The 20,170-nt window shown below is 69.2% G+C and carries 16 protein-coding genes; 5 read left to right on the top strand and 11 right to left on the bottom strand.

Translation table 11 applies throughout. From position 1 onward, the window contains the following. The first annotated feature begins 306 nt into the window (after positions 1-306). Positions 307-2,871 carry a BTAD domain-containing putative transcriptional regulator gene (locus ABZS80_RS30380; protein ID WP_355061236.1) on the top strand — a complete coding sequence of 855 codons (2,565 nt, stop codon included), beginning with the start codon at positions 307-309 and terminating at the stop codon, positions 2,869-2,871. Then, positions 2,868-3,722, top strand: coding sequence for a DUF2637 domain-containing protein (locus tag ABZS80_RS30375; protein WP_355061234.1), 855 nt, complete (start codon positions 2,868-2,870; stop codon positions 3,720-3,722). Before ABZS80_RS30380 ends, ABZS80_RS30375 begins: the two co-directional genes overlap by 4 nt. Before the next feature lie 402 nt (positions 3,723-4,124). Here the strand turns inward: ABZS80_RS30375 and ABZS80_RS30370 are convergent, their stop codons facing one another. Beyond that, positions 4,125-4,676: a hypothetical protein gene (locus ABZS80_RS30370; RefSeq protein ID WP_355061232.1), complete on the bottom strand. Its 552-nt coding sequence runs from the start codon at positions 4,674-4,676 to the stop codon at positions 4,125-4,127. Between the two features lie 49 nt (positions 4,677-4,725). Between ABZS80_RS30370 and ABZS80_RS30365 the strand changes: the two genes are divergently transcribed. After that, on the top strand, positions 4,726-9,345 hold the full coding sequence (locus ABZS80_RS30365) for a hypothetical protein (RefSeq protein ID WP_355061230.1): 4,620 nt from the start codon (positions 4,726-4,728) through the stop codon (positions 9,343-9,345). Further along, on the top strand, positions 9,327-11,030 hold the full coding sequence (locus tag ABZS80_RS30360) for a response regulator (RefSeq protein WP_355061228.1): 1,704 nt from the start codon (positions 9,327-9,329) through the stop codon (positions 11,028-11,030). The genes ABZS80_RS30365 and ABZS80_RS30360 overlap by 19 nt, the downstream gene beginning before the upstream one ends. Positions 11,031-11,442: 412 nt before the next feature. Here the strand turns inward: ABZS80_RS30360 and ABZS80_RS30355 are convergent, their stop codons facing one another. Both ABZS80_RS30355 and ABZS80_RS30350 read right to left on the bottom strand, forming a co-directional pair. Next, positions 11,443-12,696, bottom strand: a complete 1,254-nt coding sequence (locus ABZS80_RS30355; RefSeq protein WP_355061226.1) for a hypothetical protein — start codon at positions 12,694-12,696, stop codon at positions 11,443-11,445. Between the two features lie 104 nt (positions 12,697-12,800). Beyond that, a complete protein-coding gene (locus ABZS80_RS30350; RefSeq protein ID WP_355061274.1) occupies positions 12,801-12,965 on the bottom strand; it encodes a hypothetical protein in 165 nt (54 codons plus the stop codon). Between the two features lie 649 nt (positions 12,966-13,614). On the opposite strand from ABZS80_RS30350, the gene ABZS80_RS30345 reads away from it, so the two are divergent. Next, complete coding sequence (locus ABZS80_RS30345; protein ID WP_355061224.1) at positions 13,615-13,818, top strand: hypothetical protein; 204 nt, start codon at positions 13,615-13,617, stop codon at positions 13,816-13,818. 14 nt (positions 13,819-13,832) lie between these two features. Here the strand turns inward: ABZS80_RS30345 and ABZS80_RS30340 are convergent, their stop codons facing one another. From ABZS80_RS30340 to ABZS80_RS30305, 8 genes are all read right to left on the bottom strand, one after another. Next, positions 13,833-14,078: a hypothetical protein gene (locus ABZS80_RS30340; RefSeq protein WP_355061222.1), complete on the bottom strand. Its 246-nt coding sequence runs from the start codon at positions 14,076-14,078 to the stop codon at positions 13,833-13,835. 269 nt (positions 14,079-14,347) lie between these two features. After that, on the bottom strand, positions 14,348-14,719 hold the full coding sequence (locus ABZS80_RS30335) for a hypothetical protein (protein ID WP_355061220.1): 372 nt from the start codon (positions 14,717-14,719) through the stop codon (positions 14,348-14,350). A 281-nt stretch (positions 14,720-15,000) separates the two neighbouring features. Beyond that, positions 15,001-15,303: a hypothetical protein gene (locus ABZS80_RS30330; RefSeq protein WP_355061272.1), complete on the bottom strand. Its 303-nt coding sequence runs from the start codon at positions 15,301-15,303 to the stop codon at positions 15,001-15,003. A 663-nt stretch (positions 15,304-15,966) separates the two neighbouring features. Beyond that, complete coding sequence (locus ABZS80_RS30325) at positions 15,967-16,752, bottom strand: alpha/beta hydrolase (protein WP_355061218.1); 786 nt, start codon at positions 16,750-16,752, stop codon at positions 15,967-15,969. 28 nt (positions 16,753-16,780) lie between these two features. Beyond that, complete coding sequence (locus tag ABZS80_RS30320) at positions 16,781-18,019, bottom strand: hypothetical protein (protein WP_355061216.1); 1,239 nt, start codon at positions 18,017-18,019, stop codon at positions 16,781-16,783. Between the two features lie 577 nt (positions 18,020-18,596). Beyond that, entirely contained in the window at positions 18,597-19,118 is a 522-nt protein-coding gene (locus tag ABZS80_RS30315) for a hypothetical protein (RefSeq protein WP_355061214.1), read from the bottom strand. Between the two features lie 68 nt (positions 19,119-19,186). Beyond that, entirely contained in the window at positions 19,187-19,618 is a 432-nt protein-coding gene (locus tag ABZS80_RS30310) for a DUF3085 domain-containing protein (RefSeq protein WP_355061212.1), read from the bottom strand. Positions 19,619-19,754: 136 nt separating this feature from the next. Then, the gene (locus ABZS80_RS30305) at positions 19,755-20,162 is read right to left on the bottom strand and encodes a hypothetical protein (RefSeq protein WP_355061210.1); all 408 of its coding nucleotides are present in this window, start codon (positions 20,160-20,162) and stop codon (positions 19,755-19,757) included. Positions 20,163-20,170: the final 8 nt, after the last annotated feature.

Raw genomic sequence — 20,170 nt, 5'->3', positions numbered from 1 at the left:
GGCACATGGACCCCGCAGCTACCTTCACCGGCCACCGCTCGGCAGTGGATCGCCCAACCGATGAGCACCGGCTTCGTCATCGTCCTCGCCGAAGCCGGAGCAGTGGCGCTGTGGCTGCTCCTGGCCACCGCCATCCTCACCCACGCCTATGCCGCGCTGGCACGCCGGCTGCGCTGGACGACGACCCTCCGCCTTCCCGGCCCGCTCCAGGGCCTCACCGCGGCGCTGCTCGGCGCCACCGCCGTCACCACCGCCACGGGCGCCACCGCACACGCCAACCCCGCCACCGACACGAGCAACAGCGCAATGCCCGCCGCCGAACCGACCACCACCACGTCCACGTCCCACCACCAGGCCAGCCCGGATCCACGACCAGCCGCGCAGACACCCACCTACACCGTGCGCCGCGGAGACAGCCTCTGCCGTATCGCCGCACGCACCCTCGGCGACGCCGACCGCTGGCCGGAAATCTTCGCCCTCAACCGCGGCACCCACTTCACCCACGTCGGCGGCACCCTGCGCGACCCGAACGTCATCTACCCCGGCTGGACCCTCGACCTGCCGGCAGACGCCGACCCACCCCCCACGGCACGCCCGCCTGCTAACACAGCACCACCGAAGGGCGGCAATCCCGACGAGCATGGGGCGCCGGACTCCGACCCGCGACCGTCACGTCCGGCGCCAGCGCACACCGAACACCCGCCCGCCCCGCAACCCGCCGCCACCACGAACCCCCACGGAAACGCCGCCCAACCCAGCTCAACAGGCAACGCGATCAGCCCAAGGGCAGACACCAGCCGCCCGGCCGAGAAGCCTTCCCCAGGCGTGTCGCTTCCCACCGGCAGCTGGGTCGACCTCGGCCTGGCCGGCGCCATCGTCGCCGCCGTCGCGCTGGTCTGGGCCCACCGCCGACGCCGCTACGTCCCCCGCACACCCTCGAACCGGCCTCGCCTCGACGACACCACCCTGACCCCCATGCCGCCGGTCGTCGCCCAGATCCGTCGCGGGCTGCGTCGCGCCACCGCCCGCTACTCACACCTGGGCGATCCGGCACACCAGCGCGCCGCCAACCCCTACCCGGACCGGCACACCGCCAGCGGTGAACGGCACGACCGGACATCGGACCGCGACGAGGCGCACCCTGCCGTTGACAAGGCTGAAGACGAAGGCCCGAGGCCGGTCGTGCCGACACCGCACACCCTGCTGTCGCCGCCGCGGCGTTCGGCGGGACTGGGCCTCACCGGGCCCGGCGCGCACGCTGCCGCCCGCGGACTCCTCATCGCCGCCCTCGCCGCTGGCGGCGCCGAACATCCTGACGCCCGCACCGAGGTGGTCCTGCCCTCAGCCACCGCGGCGACGCTGCTCGGCCAAGCCAACGTGCCCCGTACGCCGCGGCTGACCGTCACCTCCGACCTGGACGAGGCCCTGCGGATCCTCGAAGCGCAGACGATGCACCGCACCCGGCTGCTCCAGCAGCATGACGTCGGCACCGTCGACGAGCTGCGCGCCGCCAACCCCTACGAAGAACCCGTCCCACCAGTCATGCTGCTGGCCGACCCCAGCGGCGAGCAGGCCCGGATCGCCGCCCTGCTCAACCAGGGCCCACGCCTGAACATCCACGGCGTTCTCCTCGGCCACTGGCCCCCCGGCGACACCATCACCGTCGCCACCGACGGCACCACCACCTCCGGCGACCGCGACGCCCGGCACACCACCCACCCTGACGAGATTGACCGCCTCACCGTCCTCAACCCGGCCGAGGCCCTTGACCTGCTCACCACCCTCGCGGAGTCACACACCGGGCTGCCACAGGTCCCCGCGCCCACCGAACGCCTATCCGCTGCGCGCGCCGACGCTGCCCACTCGCCCGCAGCCGAGACTCCGCCCTCTCCTGCCACCCACACCGAAGGGGCCATCACCGACCCGGCTGCTGGCGGCGAAACCCGAGCCGACAAACCCCGCAGCACCGCTGCCGTGCCAGAAGACGCGCACCAGGACAGCACCGCCGGCCCAGCATCCAGGCTCCCTGAGAATTCGCAGGCGCCAGATCAGGCAACCAGCGACAGGGGCAGCGACCCCGAGGACGGCAAGCCCGTGCGGATCCAGGTGCTGGGCGCACCCGCCGTCGTCGGCGCAGACCCCCACCGCACAACACGCGCCAAATCCCTCGAGCTGCTGGTGTACCTGGCGGTGCACGACGGCGCGGCCTCCACGGAGGCGATCCTCGACGACCTGCTGCCCGACGCCCCAACGAGCAAAGCCGCCGGCCGGCTCTACACCTACGTCTCCGGACTGCGCGCCGTCCTACGCCACGCCGGCCGATCCGCAGGACACGTCACCCACCCCGACCACCGCTACGTCCTCAACCGAGACCTGCTCGACATCGACCTGTGGCGCATGCGCACAGCCATCCGCGACGCCGCGCAGGCTACCGACCCACAAACCCGCGCCGCCGCGCTACGCCAAGCAGTCGACGCCTACACCGGTCCCCTCGCCGACGGCTGCGACTACGAATGGATCGAGCCCTACCGGGAGGCAATACGCCAGGAAGCCCTCGACGCGCACCTCGCCCTCGCCGACACCCTCACCGGGCAGCCCGTGCAGCAACTGGCCGTCCTTGACGCCGCCATCACTCACAACCCCCACCACGAAGCCCTGTACCAGGCAGCGATGCGAGCCCGCGCAGACCTCGGCGATGTCGAGGGAATCCGGATGCTGCGCCGAACCCTGGCACGCCGGCTCAACGACATCGACGCCGAACCCAGCGACGACAGCCTCACCCTCGCCGATCGACTCATCGCCGACCTTCGCCGCCACAGCAATGCCTCCGGCAACCGCCGCCCGCTCAACACGGAGGGAGGCGCCGGATGACCGCGAACACATCCAGCAGTCACAACTCACCGGACGCTCTGATTGGTGACGACGTTGACCAACTGCAGCGACTGCGGTGGGCGGTACGGGCAAGCCTCGCCCTCGGCGTCGTCGCGTCAGTGGCCGCGAACGTGCTGCACGCCCGGCCGAACCCGATAAGCCAGATCATCGCCGCGTGGCCGCCTCTGGCGCTGCTGCTCACCGTCGAGCTGATCTCCCGCGCACCCCACCACCGTCGCCTGCTCCGCGCCATCCGCCTCGCCGCGACCGCTGTCATCGCCGCCATCGCAACCTGGGTCAGCTACTGGCACCTTGTCGGCGTCGCGGCCCGCTACGGGGAGACCGAACATGGCGCGGCCTACCTCCTGCCCATCTCCGTCGACGGGCTCGTCATCGTCGCCAGCGTCAGCCTCGTCGAGATCACCGCCAGGATCCACGCCGCGACGCTCGGCACAGCCCTGGTCACACCGCCAATAGCTCCGCCACTAGCCGAACAATCACCAGCCACGACCGTCATCCGTGCGGCCCGCACCCGGGCACGGCGCGGCGACACGCTTCACGACACGGCTCACGACACGCCGCCGACACGGCCATCTGAGGCCTCGCAGCCAGGACCTGCAGACAACGACGGCGCGAGCAGCCCGGAGTTGCCGCATGCGGCCCCGGACACCAACCCAGACGACGTGCCGGTCGACACCGCCCCAGCGGTCGCCTACTGGCGGCGACGCGACCCCACGCTGCACCCGGCCGAAGTCGCCGCCCGAATCGGCAGGTCCGAACGCACCGTGCGCCGCCACTGGCCGTCTCCGGCACGCAACGGCTCCAGCGCACGTCAACCGGCACCTCGCTGACGCCCTCGCTGACACCTGTCCGCGCACGGGTCACCGTAAACACCGCCTTGAGCCCAACGCGCACAGCCTCCAGCGGACCGACGGCGATGAGGGGAGGCAAGTACCGTGCCCAACCACCAGCGGTCTTGAAGGCGCTATCACTAGCGATGCGGCGTCGCCGGCGCATCGCATCCGCTGCTCGCCGATGTGAGTGCATTGCGCTCGGAATGGCGATCGAAAGGTTGCCAACGGCTGACCCGGTATCTCCATTAGGGTCGCAGCGAATACTCAGGCGGCCAGTGGGCTGCCGGACAAGCCGGACCGGATCTTATAGGAGGCGGACGCGGCCATGTAACCACCACAGCCGTTCGCGCGAAGCGGTCGCCCGCGCAAGCGGCTAAGCCTTCCGCCCAGCGCTTCGCATCATGGGCTCGAGGGTGCCGCCGGTGATCGGTCGCGGAAGACGCGGCTGACGAGATAGCCGCATCCCGCCGCGGCGAAGAGCCCGGCCAGCCAGACGACGACCAGACCGGTGGTGGCCCAGCCGGAGCGGTGGCCTGGGACGAAGACGAGCCGCAGGGTCCAGCCGAGCGCGAGCAGGCTCGCCCCGGGGAAGCAGATGAGCATTGGCACGTACCAGTCGAAAAGGCGGTCGGGTCGGCGGTTCCGGGCGACCCACGCCGACCAGCCGAGGCCATCCGGCACTCGCGGGCTGAGCTGCTCGGATATGTACCGCGACGCCCAGCGGATGGCAGAGCGCTGTCCAATGTAGCGCCCACAGAGCAGGTAAGACGTTAGCGGGATGATTAGTAGGACGCCCAGCGGCACCGGCTTGGCCAGGCCGAGTCCGAAAAGGGCGCTCGTGAGGGTCAGCTGCAACGACAGGATCTGCTGCTGATACTTGGATCGCGAGTCGATCTCGGTCCGGAGTGCGCTGAACTCGGCGAGCGCTCCGTCGTAGCTGGGGACCGTCACGTCCGTGCACCTCCACTCCGGCCTATTTTCGGCACGGTCGGATCGGATCATGTCTGCCGGTGCGAAATCAATACGCGTTTACGGGATGGTGATCCGCGAGTCGCTGTGGGTAGCTTCGAAGTCGATCGCCGATCCAGCCCTGGACAGAACGGCACCCACCATGACGGATCTGAGAATCGGCAGCCGCCTCAACGCGACGACGTGGGCTGCGGCGCTGGCCCGCCTGGGACCCGGCCCGCTGCGAGGCAGACGTCTGCTGATCGACCTCAGCGACCTGGGCTTCGCCGACTTCGTCGCCCTCGGCCACCTGCTGGTCTTCGTCCGGGCAGCTGCGGCCGCGGGCGCCGACTGCAAGGTGCGTCTGCCCAGCGCCGACGCGCTGCCCAGCGGCACACCGGCCGATCCACTCGCGGCGCAGCGCATCGTGAAACGGCACAACTGCCGTCTCTACTTGGAACAGGCGGGCGTAGTCGAGGCGCTGGGCGAGCACCTGGACGAGCAGGTGGTCGCGGGCGGCGGCGCCACGTCGACCGACGCGGACGGCGACGTGCTCATGGCTCCGCCGACGTCCGAGAGGCCGCACCGCTACCGACGCATCATGCGCTACCAGTGGCTGCCGAGCGAGAGCCTGCGCGACATCACGCTGGTCACCCGGCCGACCGCCGCGGAACGGACGCTGCGCGAGCTGGGCCTGCGGCCCGAGACAGCCGCCGCAGTGACCCGCGGCATCCTGCTCGAGCTGCTCGAGAACGCCGAACGGCACTCCGGGGCGAGCGAGGTGCTGATCGGCGGGGTGATCGTCGACCCCGAGACCTACGGGCAGCGGGCGACCGACTTCGACCCGTCGCTGGAAGGCTTCGCCCAGCACGCCGCGGCGACGCGCAGCCCGATGATCCGGCTAGTCGTGGCGGACACCGGCCGAGGCATCGACGGGGGCGTAAGCGTGGCCGACACGCGTACCGGAGCGCAGGACGCGGCCCGCGGGATGTGGAAGGTCGCCCGAGTGGTCCGCGCCTTCCAGGGCGCCCTGCTGTTGAGCAGCCAGGGGCAGGCAAGCGGCTACGTCTACAGGGGCAATACCGAGAAAATCGCCGGCCGGGGGCCCGCGATTGTGCCCGGCACCCTCATCGAGTGCGACATCCTCGCCGACCCGGGCGACTCCGCGCTTGCGGAGGCTGGCGAGTTGCGGACGCCGACGGCGGACTCGGACGGCGAGACGGCGGCGACGAGCTGTCTGGCGGTCACGCTCTACTCGCCCCTGGGGCTGAACGAGAACGGCCGTGACGACATCCGCAGCAACCTGGCGAAAAACCCACATCTCGTCGTGGCGGTGAACGCGCCGGACGAGGGTCGCGGCGCCCACGACGTCGAGATCGGCCGCGCCGCCTTCCAGGTAATCGACATCGTGGCGGGCTTCCGCGGCGACCGGGCCGCCATCCTGGCGTTCCCGAGCGTCAACCGCCCGCTCATGGCGGTGGCGATGGAATACGTCAACGCCGAGTATGACGACCGCGTCGCCGCCGGTCAGGAGGTACCCCCGCCCGTCCTCGTGCTGGCGCCGGGCAACCGGCATTACTGGGCGGGCGGCACGCCGGCGCAGCGACACGTGCTGAGCCGGATGTCCACGGCAGGCGAGCCGCTGCCGCTGACGGAGCTCACCGCCGACGAGATGTCCGCCGTGGACGACCTAGCCCGGCACACGGCGCTGGTCGTGGCCGACGGCGAGCGGGTCCGGCTGCGGGCGTCACCTCGAAGCGCTGTGCGAGCCATGGCGACCTGGGTCGGCGACCGGATCGCCGCCGTGATCGGGGACGCGCCCGAGAATATCGGCGAGGGCACGGCGGCCGGCGGGAACGTGCGCCGCGGGCGGTTCCTGACGCCCAGCCTGCGCCGGACCAGCCGCTGGTTCAACCTCGACGGCGTGCTGTCCGAGCTGGAGCTGCGGGCGCTCGTCGGCGTCACCCTCGCCGCCCGCGCCGAGGACTGCCTGCCGTCGTCCGCCGAGGATGTGCCGCTGGTCGTGCTGCGGCTTCCCCACACGCCGACGGAGGTCGCCGCCGCCGTGGCCCGCACGCTGACCGCGCAAGGCGCCTACTACGACTTCCTGCGCGACGTCCCCCACACCGACGAGCGGCCGCGGGTGCTGCTCGTCACCGACGTGGTCTCCAGCGGCAACTCGGTAGCCGGCGTCGTGGCCGAGGTGCTCGACCTGGGCATGGATCCGGTCGCCGTCGCGACCGTCGTCGACGCGCGGGCGCCCGGCGAACCCGGCGTCGACCTGCCGCTGGCGTCGCTCGCCGTGGTGGACGTCGGCCTCCCCGCGGACGACGACGGCCCGGCGCAGCCGATCGACCCCGTGCTGCGCAGCCCCGAGCACGGCAGCCAGCCGCTCCCGGTGCCGGTCATCAACCAAGACCTGTACGTCGAGACGATGCAGCGCAACGCCGCGGCCCGGCTCGGGCACATCGAGCGCCCGGCCGACCGGCACTACACCGCCTACGTCGACCCGACGCTGCTGTTCCGCGAGCGAGACTGGACCGACGCGGTGTTCGGCCGCCTGGTCAGCGAGATCAGACGGCGCCACCGTGAGGCCTTCGGTAAGGCGTCGGCCAGGGTGACGATCCTTTTTCCCGAAGGCACGGCGGACGATCTGACCGTCACCGCTGACCAGATGAAGCAGGCGCTGCCGGCGGCCATGCGGGCGGAGGCGGTCTCGGTGCCCCGGGCGGCACACACCGCGAACTGGCAGCTGCCCGGATCGGCGGCGCTGCCGACGGTAGAGCACGCGCTCATCCTCGACTCCGGTGCCAGCAGCGGCCGGACGGTGCAGCAGCTGGTCGGGCTGGCGGCTGACAAGGGCGCCGTCACAATCACCGTGGTTCTGCTGGTCAGCGGGCTCAGCGACAGCGACGCGGTGAACCTGCAGCGCATCGCCAGGGTCCGCCGCGCGGAGGAGTCCTCGCCTCAGGAACGGGCCGCGGTGAGGATCTACTACGTGGCCCAGACCGCCATGAGCAATCTGCGCAGCGGCCACTGCGGCATCTGCGCGCTGCGCCGCCGGTACGCGGAGCTGACGCTCTACGCGCCCGTGCCCGAGTTGCTCGCCAACCACCGGGAGTGGCTGCTGAACCTGCTGGAGACCCGCACCAAGCAGCAGCTGTTCGAGGAGCAGGCGGCCGACCTGTTCGGCGCCGACGTGACCCAGCGCGAATGCGTGGCCTATCTGAGCTGGCGGCTGCGCCTGCGCGACGCCGACGTCAACACCAGGCGCCGCGCCCGGGTGGTGGAGCGGCTCGAAGAGGCGGCCGGCAACCGGGAGTACCGCGACGCGCTGATCCGGCTGCTGGTCGCCGAGCCGCAGTGGCTGTCGTCGGCGCCGCTGTCGTTTCCCCGCTGCCGTGCCCTGATCGTGGACATGACGGCGGCGATGCTCGTGGGCGAGGCCGCGCTGCTGATCGAGGCGCGCCTGCGGGTGCAAGCGGTCATCCTGCTCGCCCGGGCCGCACCCGAGCGGTTCTCCGCCGAACTGGTCCGGATCCTGCGTACCAACCGTGACGAGGGGCTCGTCGTCCCGCAGGTCATGCTGGAGGTCCTGCAGCTGATGGCCGCGCCGCGCACCGGCGCACCGTTTCCCCGGTTGCGCGTGGCGCGGCAGCTCACGGACGCCCTGGGCCGCCTCCTAGACGACCTCCGCGACAAAAACGAGGCGCCGGGCATCCGGTCCAGCTACGTCAGCGTGCCGCTAGTCCGCTACCTGCTTTCGCACACGCGGCGGCCGCTGTACGCGCCGCCGGCCGGCAAGCAGGAGGCCTGGTCGCAGATCAGGCACGAGATCTCCTACGCGGCGCACGACTTCTCCACCCCGATGTGGCTGGCGAAGTCGACCGTAGAGTTCGTCATCGCCACCGGCTGGCTGCCGCGCAACCACGAGGCGATCGGGGAGGCCTGGAGCCACTGCCAAAACTTCCTGCTCGGTGTGATCCTGCCGAACGCGGCGATGCTGCGGGACATCCTGGTCAGTCACAGCGCAGTGCGCGACCTGTCCCAGGAGGAGATTCCGCTGTGGGAGCGAACCCTCTCGGAGGACGGGCCGAAGTTCATCGACGAGACCACGGTGCGCGTCGACAACTTCGTAAGAAAGATCAAGTCCGGTATGGTCCCCGGCAAGGAAGAGGCCGCTATCCTGCTCCCCGACCTCCTGTGGTGGCTGCGGTTCGCGCTCGACGGTGACAAGTCCGTACTGCGCAAATTCGTCGCGCGCGGCCCGGTCGACGCGCTGCCGACGGTACGGGAGTTCTTCGGGGAACGGGGCGACGTACTCGATGACGGGCTGCTGCCGGCCGAGCAGCGCGGAGCCTTCCGTGTCTTCTGTACCGATCGGCTGCTCCAGCAGGTGCTGCTGGATATCCGGCACAACGCACGCACGACCCACCGGGTGGCCGACGTGCCGCAGGAATTCCGGGTAGAACTCGACTACCGGCAGGACCGCCTGGTGATCACGGTCCGCAATACCGGCAGCGCGCCGCAGTCCGGCGGCAGCGGAAAAGGCCTGGAAACGTTGCGGCACCGACTCGAGCGCTTCGGCGGAACGCTGTACGAGGCCGAGTTCGAGCGGCCGTGGACCTATGCGGTGACGGTGGAGCTCGACCGATGGAGGATGCCGACATGAAAACCCTCGCGCGCGGGCTGGTCGTCGACGACAAGCCGGCCGTGATCCGGCAGGTCCAGGACATCCTCGACTACGGCTTCTCCCAACTAGGAGAATGGGAGGTGGAGTACGAGGAGGCGAGTACCCCTGCCGAGGCGGTCAAGCTGGCGCGCGAGGTGGACTTCGACTTCGCAGTCCTCGACTTCGACCTCAACGACGAGACCTGCCTCCCCGTGGTGAAGGAGTTACGCAAACGTCGCAAGGACAACTGCTACATCCTCGTCGTGACCGGGGAATCGAAAAAAAACCCGAATTTCCTAAAACGTTCCATGGGGGCCGGTGCGGATGATGCCATTATCCGTGACAACCACCTGACCATGTCTCCAGCGTTCGAGGGCGACCGGAACGGCTGGGATGGCGAAAACCTCGCCCGCAGGATCCGCGAGCGGATGCGCGTGCAGGATCGGGAGGACGGATTCCGGATCGTCTTCGCGCCCGAGGCGGGAGTGCAATCCATGCTCCACAGCCTGGGCGACCCGCCCGGGGAATACCGCGACGCCATGAGGCGCGGCGAACTGATCGCGCGCACCCTGATCGTCAAGTGCCTCGGGACCGACGACGACACCGGCACCTCGCTGACCGTCCAGCACCTCGCTCCCGGCCGCTCCGGCGCCCACGTCTGCAAGGTCGTTCGCGTACAACCGGGCCAGCCCACAGAGTCGTTCGTCCTCAAGATCGGCCTCGATCGCGCATCCCTCGCGGCCGAGAAGGAGGCGAACAGCCTAGCGGCGCGGGCGCTGCGATCGCAGGTACTTGTCCGGCTCGACCGCGAACTGCGGTCCCACGAGCAGTCGGGCTACAGCGCGATCGCCGCCGAGCTGGCAAAAGACGCGGTCACGCTCAAGGACTGGCTGCAGCAGCCGGGCACCACCACCGAGCAGGCGACGAAGGTGGCCCGCGAACTGCACCGCGGCCACCTCAAAGAATTGCTGCAGCCGGGCCTGCGCGAGCGCCAGCCGGTCAGCCAGTGGCTCACGATGTCGCCGGTGCTGCACGGCCGCGTCCTCGAGGCCCTCGGCACCTACGCACAGGTGTGGCGCGACGACCGCGGCGCCGGTCAGGCCGACGCGGAGCAGATGGCCTCCCTGCTACGCGACTTCGTGGACACGGGCGCGCTGCCCGGCGTCGCGCCGAAGCGCCTCGGCGAGCAGGTGCTGCACGCCGGCGGTTTCGGCGACCTGCACTCCGGCAACGTCCTGGTGCAGTCCGTCGGCGAGCCCCATCCCCTGCTGATCGACGCCTCCCAGTACGGCCTCCACCACTGGGCGACCGACACGACCCGCCTGCTGGTCGACCTGGTCCTGCAGGTCCGCCGCCCGGGCATCGAGTCCATGCTGTGGTCGGGCCTCGCGGCCGAGGCCGGCTTCGCGACCGGCCTGTGCGACTGCACCGGAAGCCTCGAGCCCGACCCCGGCGATCCCACCGACGCCTACATTCTCAATCTGGTCACCGAGCGCGCCACGTACCTGTGCCTCGACGACCTGGAGCCGCGCAGGGCGGACTGGCACTGGCAATGGCACGTCGCCCTGGCCCGCGAATTCCTGCGCCAGGGGTCACGCCCGGGCCTGCTGCCGACCCGGGCCGTCCTCGCGCTGACCGCGGCCGCCCGCCACCTGCAGCAGGCGGCCGAAACCTTGGCCGACTGATAGCGGTCCGGACGGCATCTACGCTCGTCGCCGTGGCGAGGCCGGTAGACGACGATCTCAATATTTCACTGACGTGGCGTCAGAACTGACGCGGTAGGGCCAGCCACCATGTGATCGTGTTGTCGGGCGGCCCGCGGTGCGCAGACATCCGCTCGCTGCGCCGATCGCTCGCCCGAGGACGCCACCGACAAGGTTTGGAAAGCAGCGCTGAGAACCGCAGAGGAAAGTCTCTCTCCTACCGGACGCTCGGCCGTGGAGTCCTGCAGATCGAGAGCAACGGGAGGACCCCAAGACGAAGGTGGCCGCTGACGGGGTCAGGACGGCTCAAATGAAGCCTGTCGAGGCATACCGAGCCCGAGACTCAGTGGTCCAGACCCACCGGGGAGGCCATGTGGCTGACGCTCGGCCCCACTCAGTCATGCTCTTCGCGTTCCTCGTCGTCCCCGCGCCGGCGGAGCGTTCGCTCGGCGATCCGGCTGGAGAGCTTGCCCGTCGCCCATTTGGCGCGGCCGAGGGTCTCGTCGCCGAGGCGCCTGGCGGCACCGACGCCGTCTGCTCCCGTCTCGAGCGCCTTGTCCCTCGCCTCCTTGGCCGCGTCCGTCCATCGTCTCGCCTCGGATGACTGTCGATCGCCCTCGATCCCGAGCCGCCCGTGGAACTCGACGATGGCGGTCGAGACATGGTTGCTCGACTTCACCACAGCCGGGGAGTCCATCGGATTCAGCAGCACCTTGGCGTTGGCTCGGCCCGCGGCCACGTCCATGCGGGCCAGCAGGCGCTCGGTGCACCGGGAGATGAGTTCGAGCCGGTTCTGCCGGGTAGCCCTCAGCCCGAGGCGATGCCCGTCCAACTCTCCCGGCGACGCGTCCAGCACCCGGTCGAGTTCGAGCACGGCGATCGCGTCCTGCAGCTGGAAGCAGCGAGCCAGGACAGCGAGCCACTCCTGTGCCTTGGACTCTGCTTCCTTGGCCGCCTTGGCGAGATCACCGATCGTGGTCTTGCGCTCCAGCTTCTCCGCGAGCGCGTCGAGTTGACGCAACGCGTACGCCTGGGTCTCTGCGATCGTCGCCGGCGCGCCCTGCACCTTCGACCATGTGACTTCGTCGACCCGGCCCCGCTGCTCGCGGATGGTCATGGACTCCTCGATGACGAAGCCGACTCCGATCATGCGGGCCAGCACGGCGTCCTTCTGGGCGCGGAGCACATCGTCGACCTTTTCGTCGATCGTGGCGAGATAGTCGGTGATCTCTTTCATGCTCTGTTGCATCGCAAGCTGCGCCATGATCCCAGCAGCACCGGCCAGTAGTGCCGGGTTACCCGCGATCGCGCCAGGCCCCTTCGAGGAGATCTGGAGCCATTTCTTGATCGAGCCCGGCTGCCCCAGCATCGCATGGTGCACGCCCGGAGTCTTGCTTTGCATCAGCCCGTACTTGTGGACAGCCTGCGCGGACTCCTTGGTCAGCTGCACCCAGCGACCCGAGTTGGCGGCAATCTCGGAACCCGCCTGTGCCGCGGCCGCCCCGGCACTGAGGACAGATCCGAGCCGGTGCAGTCCGAGGTCCCTCGACAGCAATCCCTCGGAGACGAGGAAACGTTCGACAGCCGTCGGATGTCCGATGACCGCCAGTCCATCGCCGTCACTGATCAGCTGAATCTCGTTATCCATTATCGGCTCCTGACGTACGTGCAAGGGAAACAGCTCCGAACAGTTGAGGGGGTAGCGCGGGCTGGCGCGTCGAGACCGGGTAGGTGTCGAAGGCCTCTGGCCTGTCAGGGTTTGACGACGGCGTCCTCGGCGAAGGTGAACAGCCCGGCGGCGATTGTGATTGCCTTCAGCTTCGTGCCGTTGGGCACCTCGAAGTAGACGTTCGCCTTCACCGAGTTGCCGGGGTTGATCATGTCGAGGAAGCCCTTGGTGTCGTCGTGGCCGTAGATGGCGCCCTCTCCGTCGACGTCGTACTCGCGGCCGGAGGCGTCCTGGCGGTGATGGTCCCGACGGCATGGAACACCTGGCCGGGCTGCGGCGGGAACTGTCGGGCGGGGACCTGCGGGAACTGGGCGGTCGGCGGCATCGGCTGCTGGCCGGGCTGGTTCTGGGCAGGGTCATAGCAGGTGGTCATGGGTGTGGAGGTCTCCCAGGCTGCATGGCGCGCTGCCCCGTATCGAGCGCGCTACCCCCAACGCTCTCACAGCGTCTCCGCAGGTGCCTCCCCCGGAAGTCCTGACCCAGTCGCCGGTTGCCTGGGGCAACATCTGATTTGGCCGGTCCACCGCCCGACGATGAGCCAGCCGCCCGGTCGCGCTCCGGCAGTGTCATCCCAGAGCGGGTCGGCCTCGTCGTCGAGCAGCAGCGACACGTCGTGTCCCGGCAGGTCTAGCCCCGGGCGCACGTACAAAGCCCGGTGGAGCCATCGCCGATGCGCGAAGGCGGTGTTCTCACTTCGATCGCAGCCACCACGGTCGGCTCACCTGCACCTAGCGCAGTCAGCGCGTCAGTGGCGGCGGTCGCACGCGTTCCAGGTGGAGACCTGGTGCTGCGCGTGGCCGCCACGTCAACGGCGGGAGTCGGTGCGACACTGGCCGCATGACACGCGAGGCACCGAGCGAAGCCGAGCATGAGCATGGTTGGTACGGCTACGAGGTGGGATCGTTTCAGCGGGCATCGTTCCTGCAACGAGTGCAGCTGCGCTGGTGGCGCATCCGGTACTGGCGCAAGTACCGACGCGCCCACCAGGCCGCACTGGAACGGTTTGCCGCCCGGCAACGCGAACGGGAACAGCTGAGCTGAGCAGGGCCGCCCGCCTAATCGGTCAATCTGACCGGCTCGGAGACGGGCTGCCGGTACTGGTAGACCTCGACGTCATCAATCCTGTCGACGAGGTCGTAGACGTGCTCCACTGCGGGCGCCGCGACATCGCTCGCCCCGACGTAAGAGCCAGTCTGAGGCAGCTTGACCACCGCTGGCGGGCTGCCGTCGGCGGCGACCTCCACAGGCATCAGTCTCCCGTCGACCGGCCCACCGCGAAACCACGCCTCTACTGCCACCATCCGGCCATGATGACGCCCGGCGCCTCGCTGTGGCGACACCCCCGTCAGAAGCAAAGTCCTCCCTGGGCTGAGGGCGGATCGGCTGCGCTGTGGTGCAATCCGAGCACCAAGCGCTGAAGGCCGGCCTGCTCACCCCACTACGCCTGGCGATGCGGCAGGGGTCAGTTACGACATTGGTGGTTCCAGCGGACCACTAGCCGCGGCGGGCCTTGCACCGGCAGACGATAGTCCCGGGCGGCAGGCGAAGCGGGCCTCGTACTTCACGGCGGTCAACTCCCTGCCGCGGGTCTGTGCTCGGCTGATTGTGGCGGGTCGACCTCGACGAAGCCAAAGAGCCGTTCCATCAGTTGCAGCGATTGGGTGCGGTAGCGGTCTGCGAAGCCCCGACAGATTGCCGGCTTGGCCTCTGGCTTACCGCCGTGCGGCAATGTCTGATGGCAGACGATGAACGTTTCGCGCTGGAGGGCTTCGGTAACGAGGGCGCGCAGCCGGCCGGGGGCGAGGTGCATCCGGTTGCCGGGGGCAAAGATGCAGGTGTCGCACTGCCGTGACAACAGCCGTGACTTGCCGAGGACCGCGTCGCCGACGCTGATTTCAGCGTCGTCGTCGCACTTGATGTCGGGTTCAAGAACGGGTTCCATGAGGCTTCCTTTCGCATGGTCGCAGCGGCGCTGCCAGTGACCGGCGCCCCGTTGCAGACCGAACTGAGGTTGAGGTGCCGAAGCGGATGCGCGATGGGGCCGTGACGGACCGGGATCTCCCCGGGAGTGCCGAGCCGCCTGCTCGAGGGCTGAGGAGAGCCAGCGCTGACCGTGCCAGGCACAGACCCCGTGGGTCCGGCTACCGGTTGACCGGTACGTCAGCCCGTGCAGGGTCGTCGGGCGCCAGTAGCGCCGGACCGAGTGGGCTGCTCCGCTGTCGGTCAGGCGGCGCGCGGTGAGGCATCCGGCTGCGTGCGCGCGGGCCGGAACCACCCGGCGAACCGGGCGGTCGGTACGGGCACTCGGGCGCTGCCGTGTGTGGACGGGGCAGGTCGGGTCGCGGCCTGGCAGGCGCGCTGGGCGTCCCGTGCCGGCGGGCACGGGTATAGGTAGCCGCCGCAACGCAGGTTGGCGCAGCGACGTGGCTGGTCGGGATGGGGTTGGTGGGCGGCGGCGACGTCGGTGGCGAGCAGCCACAGCAGGACGTCGTTGACGGTGCGCGGCACGGCGTGGCGGTGCGGCATCTGCACGGCTTGTTGCCTCCTTCGACGGGTTTGGTTCGTGGGTCCGCCGCCCCTGGCCAGCGGTGTGGGGTGTCGCTGTCGGGTTCGCCAGGGGCGGCGGCCGGATGCAGTGACGCTGGACTTTCCCCATAGATCAAGTCGTGTTCACACGGCGAGGGCTTCGGTGCCGTTGGTTCGTCGGCCGGTGGTTGAGGAAGCAGCTCGGTGCGGCGGGTTGTCGTGCTGGAAAGTCACCGAGATAGTGGTCGTAGTGCGCGGCGCACAGGCGCGGCCCTGTTCAGCTCGGCGCCGTCGTGCCTGTGCGCGGTGGTGTGCTCGTGTGCGGCGAAGCAGCAGGTGCCGCGGGTACAGAACGGCGACCGTGTGTGCGGAGCCGAGCGACGACCAGGCCTCGGACCGTGGCGCTCACCTCAGCTCGGCCGGTTCGTCGGCGGCCGAGTCCACATCGCCGGGGTCGGCGCCGTGAAAATCGGACAGTTTCGAGGACGTGCGGCGCCCAGGTGGGGCTGGGCTCCCGTCGTCTCGCGGGCTTGTGTCTGCACCCGTAGGCCGTGCCGGCGAGGGCGTGTTGCGCCGGGGGTTTCGGGTGGTCACTGTCATCTGCCACCGAGTGGGCTTGAACGGGCGCGACGACGATGAATCACGGGACGGGCCGGTGCGTGCTCAGGAGTCGCCGTTGTTCGGGTGACCGTCGCCGACGGAGGTGTTTATGGATGGGCCATGGAAGTTGACGACGTACTTCGGGCCTTTCGTTTCTGGCTGTTGGGGATCGGCGGGATCCTTGATGAAGGTCTGGACCAGCAGGTCCTTCAGCACGGGAACGGTGGAGCTACCGGGCACGTCCGGGTTGAGGATGGAGAAGTGGTCGCCGGGCAGCGACCCGACCCTCTGGAACGCTCCCTGACCCGACGCGCGCGGTACCACGTTGTCGGAGCTGCCGGAGAACGCGTGCAGTGGGATGCGTACGTGGTGCATGACAGTGCGGCGTGTGTCGGCGACGTCCGCGCTGAGAGTCTGCAGGTCGCGCGCCTGTGGGTGACGTCCGAAGCCCGCGGCGCGGCGGATCGAGCGCAGGTATTCGGATCCCTCGTTCGGGCACGCGAGCATGACGATCAATTCGATCCGGGCGAGGTCGGACTCGCGCTTCTCGTGCACCATCCATGCGAGGTACCGCTGCAGGATGAGTCCGCCCTGGCTGTGCGTGACGACGGCGAGCGGTCCGGCCGAAAGCTGATGGTCGATGTAGCTGGCCAGGTCCTGGGCGATGTCGTTCTGGTCGGGGATCCGGGTGGGCAGTAGGGGCAGCGACAGCTTGGGTGACCGGTAACCGAAACGCTTGATGCGGAGGGGCGCCAGGTCGACGTCCGCATCGAGTCGTGAGGCTATCCGGTCCCAGGTGGCCGGCGACGACCAAAATCCGTGGATGAACAGCAGGGTAGCGTCACGCATCGATGTCCCTCAGTAGTCTTGTGCTTGATCAGAAGAGGGCTGGTCCGCTAGGGCCCCGGTATTCGCCCCGGCGGCCTGGGCTCTTCGGCAAGTAGGGCTCGCCCAACCACTCGCGCTCCGGCCGTTTCCGTTCGAAGTCGGTTTTGGGTATGTCGGCGACGACGTTAAAGAGGTTCACCTGGACGAAGTCCTCGCCGACCATCGCTCCGTCGACGTGGACGAGGCTCATCCGCGGGTAGGGCTCCAGGATGAGCGCCTGCAGGCGACCGTTGACGAAGTCCACGGGCAGTTCCTGTACGGCCTCGTTGACGACCTTCAGCAGCGACTCCGTATCCGTGGTCGCGTGGGCCGGGCAGATCAGCTCTGCGACCGCCCGAGCCAGCTTCACGTTGTTGGCCAGCAGGTCCTGGGCCTTGGGAAGGCAAGACGTCACGTACGTGAAACGATTGGTCTGCCGTTGGTTGTCGCCGACCTTGACGTCGACGTTGAAGCCCAGCAGGGCGGCGAGGAAGCTGGTCGATCGCTTGGCCCCTGGGTCGTTGACGCTCAGGCGGGCCGGATGCCACGACACGAACCAGCCGGGATGCGCAAGCACGTTGATCAGCCTGGCGCGGCGGCTTTCGTCGCCCGGGTTCATGGTGACCTCGGCGATAGCCCTCCGAACTTCCGTACGAGCGAGGACCCGCTCGAGATCGAACTCGGCGTCCTGCACCGTGATGTCGAAGCGGTTGATCTGCTCGTTGCCATCGCCGATCATTACGCCGCGCACGTCGCTCAGGTTGACCTCGTACGAACTACGGGCCGGCGGCGCCTCGGTGGTCAGGCGGGCAAACGTAAGGGACGAGTGATCGGCGGAGAAGCGGAACGGCCGGGCCAGCCTGTGGGTGCCGACCTCCGGCCGGTCCATGGCGAGCAGGACCGACTCGCGCAGGTCGTAGTGCACAATGGTGTGCACGGAGAAGATCAGGTGAAAGTCCGGGTGGCTCAGGGCCTCGCTCATCGCCTCCCGTTCGTAGGGGTCGTCCTCGTACGACACCCGGTACAGCGGGACCGGCAGATCGAACCTCTCCACTGGCAGGCCGGACCACAGCTGATGCCATTGAGCGGGCTTGAGGACGAGGCCGGCGGCGGCGACCTCGTCCTCGTTGACGGGCTGGGACCGCCACATCTCGCAGACGCTGTGCGTCGAGCAGTCGATTGTTCTGACCAGAACCAGTCGTCGGAAGGCACCGCCCCACCAGAAAAGACGCACCCGCACGCGGCCCATGTCGGCTCTCATAAGAACTCCCGTCGCCGATTTCTCACTCTAAGGCGTCATACGGCTACTCAACCAGGGGTGCGCGGGGCCGGGCTGTGGGGTCGTGGTCGCCGTGGTCGGTCGAGGACGGTTTACGGATTGAACGCGTGGTGATCAGCAGGCTTTCAGGGCCCGGAGTGGACCTATCGGCCTCGACAAACCACGGCCACGCCGAATGACGCCAATGCACGTCATCTCGTTGTCAGCAGCAGCCGCAGCATCGCCAGCGCATTCGTTAAGCCGAGGTAGGCCACTCGAAGCAGCACGACCAGCCTGGGCGCTGATGGGGCAAGATCTTGCTCATAGCGAGTGAGAGTCGCATGTCGGGGACATCTTCAAGGGCCAACTACTCGGCACGCCTCGCCGCTCGGGCGTCGCGCCCGGCACCCAGCACGGCGACAGCCTGAGCTGGCAGGCGAACCAGGTCTCAGAATTCGGCTGGGCAATTCCCTGCCGTGGGTCTGGCCTGGCTCTGTGCGGCGGGTCGACCTCGACAAGCCGAAGAAGATGCGCTTCTTGATCGCCTCGGTGCAGCGGGCCGTGGCCCTCACCTCAGCTCGGCCGGTTCGTCGGCGGCCGGGTCCACATCGCCGGGGTCGGCGCCGTCGCGCTCGCTGCCGTCCCACTCGAACCGCGCTCCCACCTCCGCGGCGGTGAGGGCAGTTTCGACGGCTGCTTCGGCGGTGTCGAAGGCGTCCTCACGGCCGGTAGCGGTGACCTCGAGGAGGACGGACAAGGTGAGGCGGACCTGCCAGCGGCGGGGCAGTGCTGGCAGGTCCAGCGCGCTCAGCACCCGGTCTGCAGCGTCGGCGTCGATGTCGTGGGTACTGGCGGCCTCGCGCAGGGATCGCCACACCTCGCGGCGGAAGTGGGCCAGTGCGTACGCATCGGCGGCGGGCGGCTGGGCCTGCGGCGGGGTGTGCTGGTGGTGAAGGTGAGCGTGGATCTGGGCGGTGGTGTGGGTGAGCCATCCCAGTGGTGCGGGTTGGCCCGGGTGGAACATGTTCCAGGCGTCGAGTAGGACGGATTCCAGGGTCGGTGGTGACGTCGTCGTCTCGGGTGTGGTCATCGCAGGTTGCTCCTCGAGAACGGAGACGGTCCCGCCGCCCTGGCGGGCGGCGGGACCGTCGGCTGGTGTCAGGACTGGTGGCGGATCCGGGTGACCCGGACCTCGTAGGTGTCGGTGCGCACGGTCAGGTGCAGCCACGGGTAGCCGGCGGCTGCGGCGGTGCGCAGGGTGGTGATCAGCGGGGTGGGCTGGTCGGTGAGGTGCAGGTGCTCGGCGAAGTCGTCGCCGCCGAGATCCGGGTCGCGGCGGTGGCCGTCGGTGCCGGGGTTCCAACCGTTGGCGTAGACGACGAGGCTGCTGCCGGGTCGGTTCGGATCCTCGAGGCGCGGCAGGCCGCTGGACATCAGGTAGACGCCGTGGTCGTGAACCCACACCAGCGCGCCGGGGCAGGCGATGCCATCTTCGTGCTCGGTGAACGAGGGCGCCTGGTCGGTGGTGGCGACGGCGTGTTCAGCCAGCCGTAGCGTCTGGGTCAGGTCGAAGTAGAGGTGCAGGGCCATGGCGGTAGCGCCCCTTTCTGGGCGTGGGTGTGGTCGGGCAAGGCACCGGCGCGCGACGTCGGTCAGCGGGCGGTGGTGGTGCTGGTCCTCGGCCTGCCGATCGCGGCCACTTGGTGAACGGCGCCGTGGCGCGTCGTCAGGGCCTCGCGTCGCGGCCGGTCTGCCTGTTGCGCGCTGCGGTGCTGGGATTGGGAATCGATACCGGGTCAGTGCACGCGTGGATGAGGGACTCACAGGCGCGGTGAAGAGCTGTGGTGGCCTTGTCGTGGCGGGCGAGGGCGGTGGTTAGCGCCTCCCCGACGCGGTCGAGCCGTTCCCGCAGCGATGGGCGTGTGCCGCGGTGCGTGCGGGTGGCGGCGAGCGCGTTGGTGGCGTCGGTCAGGACGGCGATCTGCGCGCTGGTAGCGGCGATGGTGCCCGCTGCGGCGAGCAGCGCGCACACCTCGTCCGGGTGGTGGGCGCACACGTCGGCGAGCTGTTCCGGCTCGAAGGCATAGCCGTGGTCGTGCAGGAGCCGGGACACGGCGTCGAGGAATGGCAGCATCGGCGTTT

The organism is Micromonospora sp. NPDC005305 (genome assembly GCF_040607315.1).
Lineage (GTDB): Bacteria > Actinomycetota > Actinomycetes > Mycobacteriales > Micromonosporaceae > Micromonospora.
The sequence above is the reverse complement of the archived record's forward strand: the minus strand, read 5'-3'. Positions and strand labels throughout refer to the sequence as shown.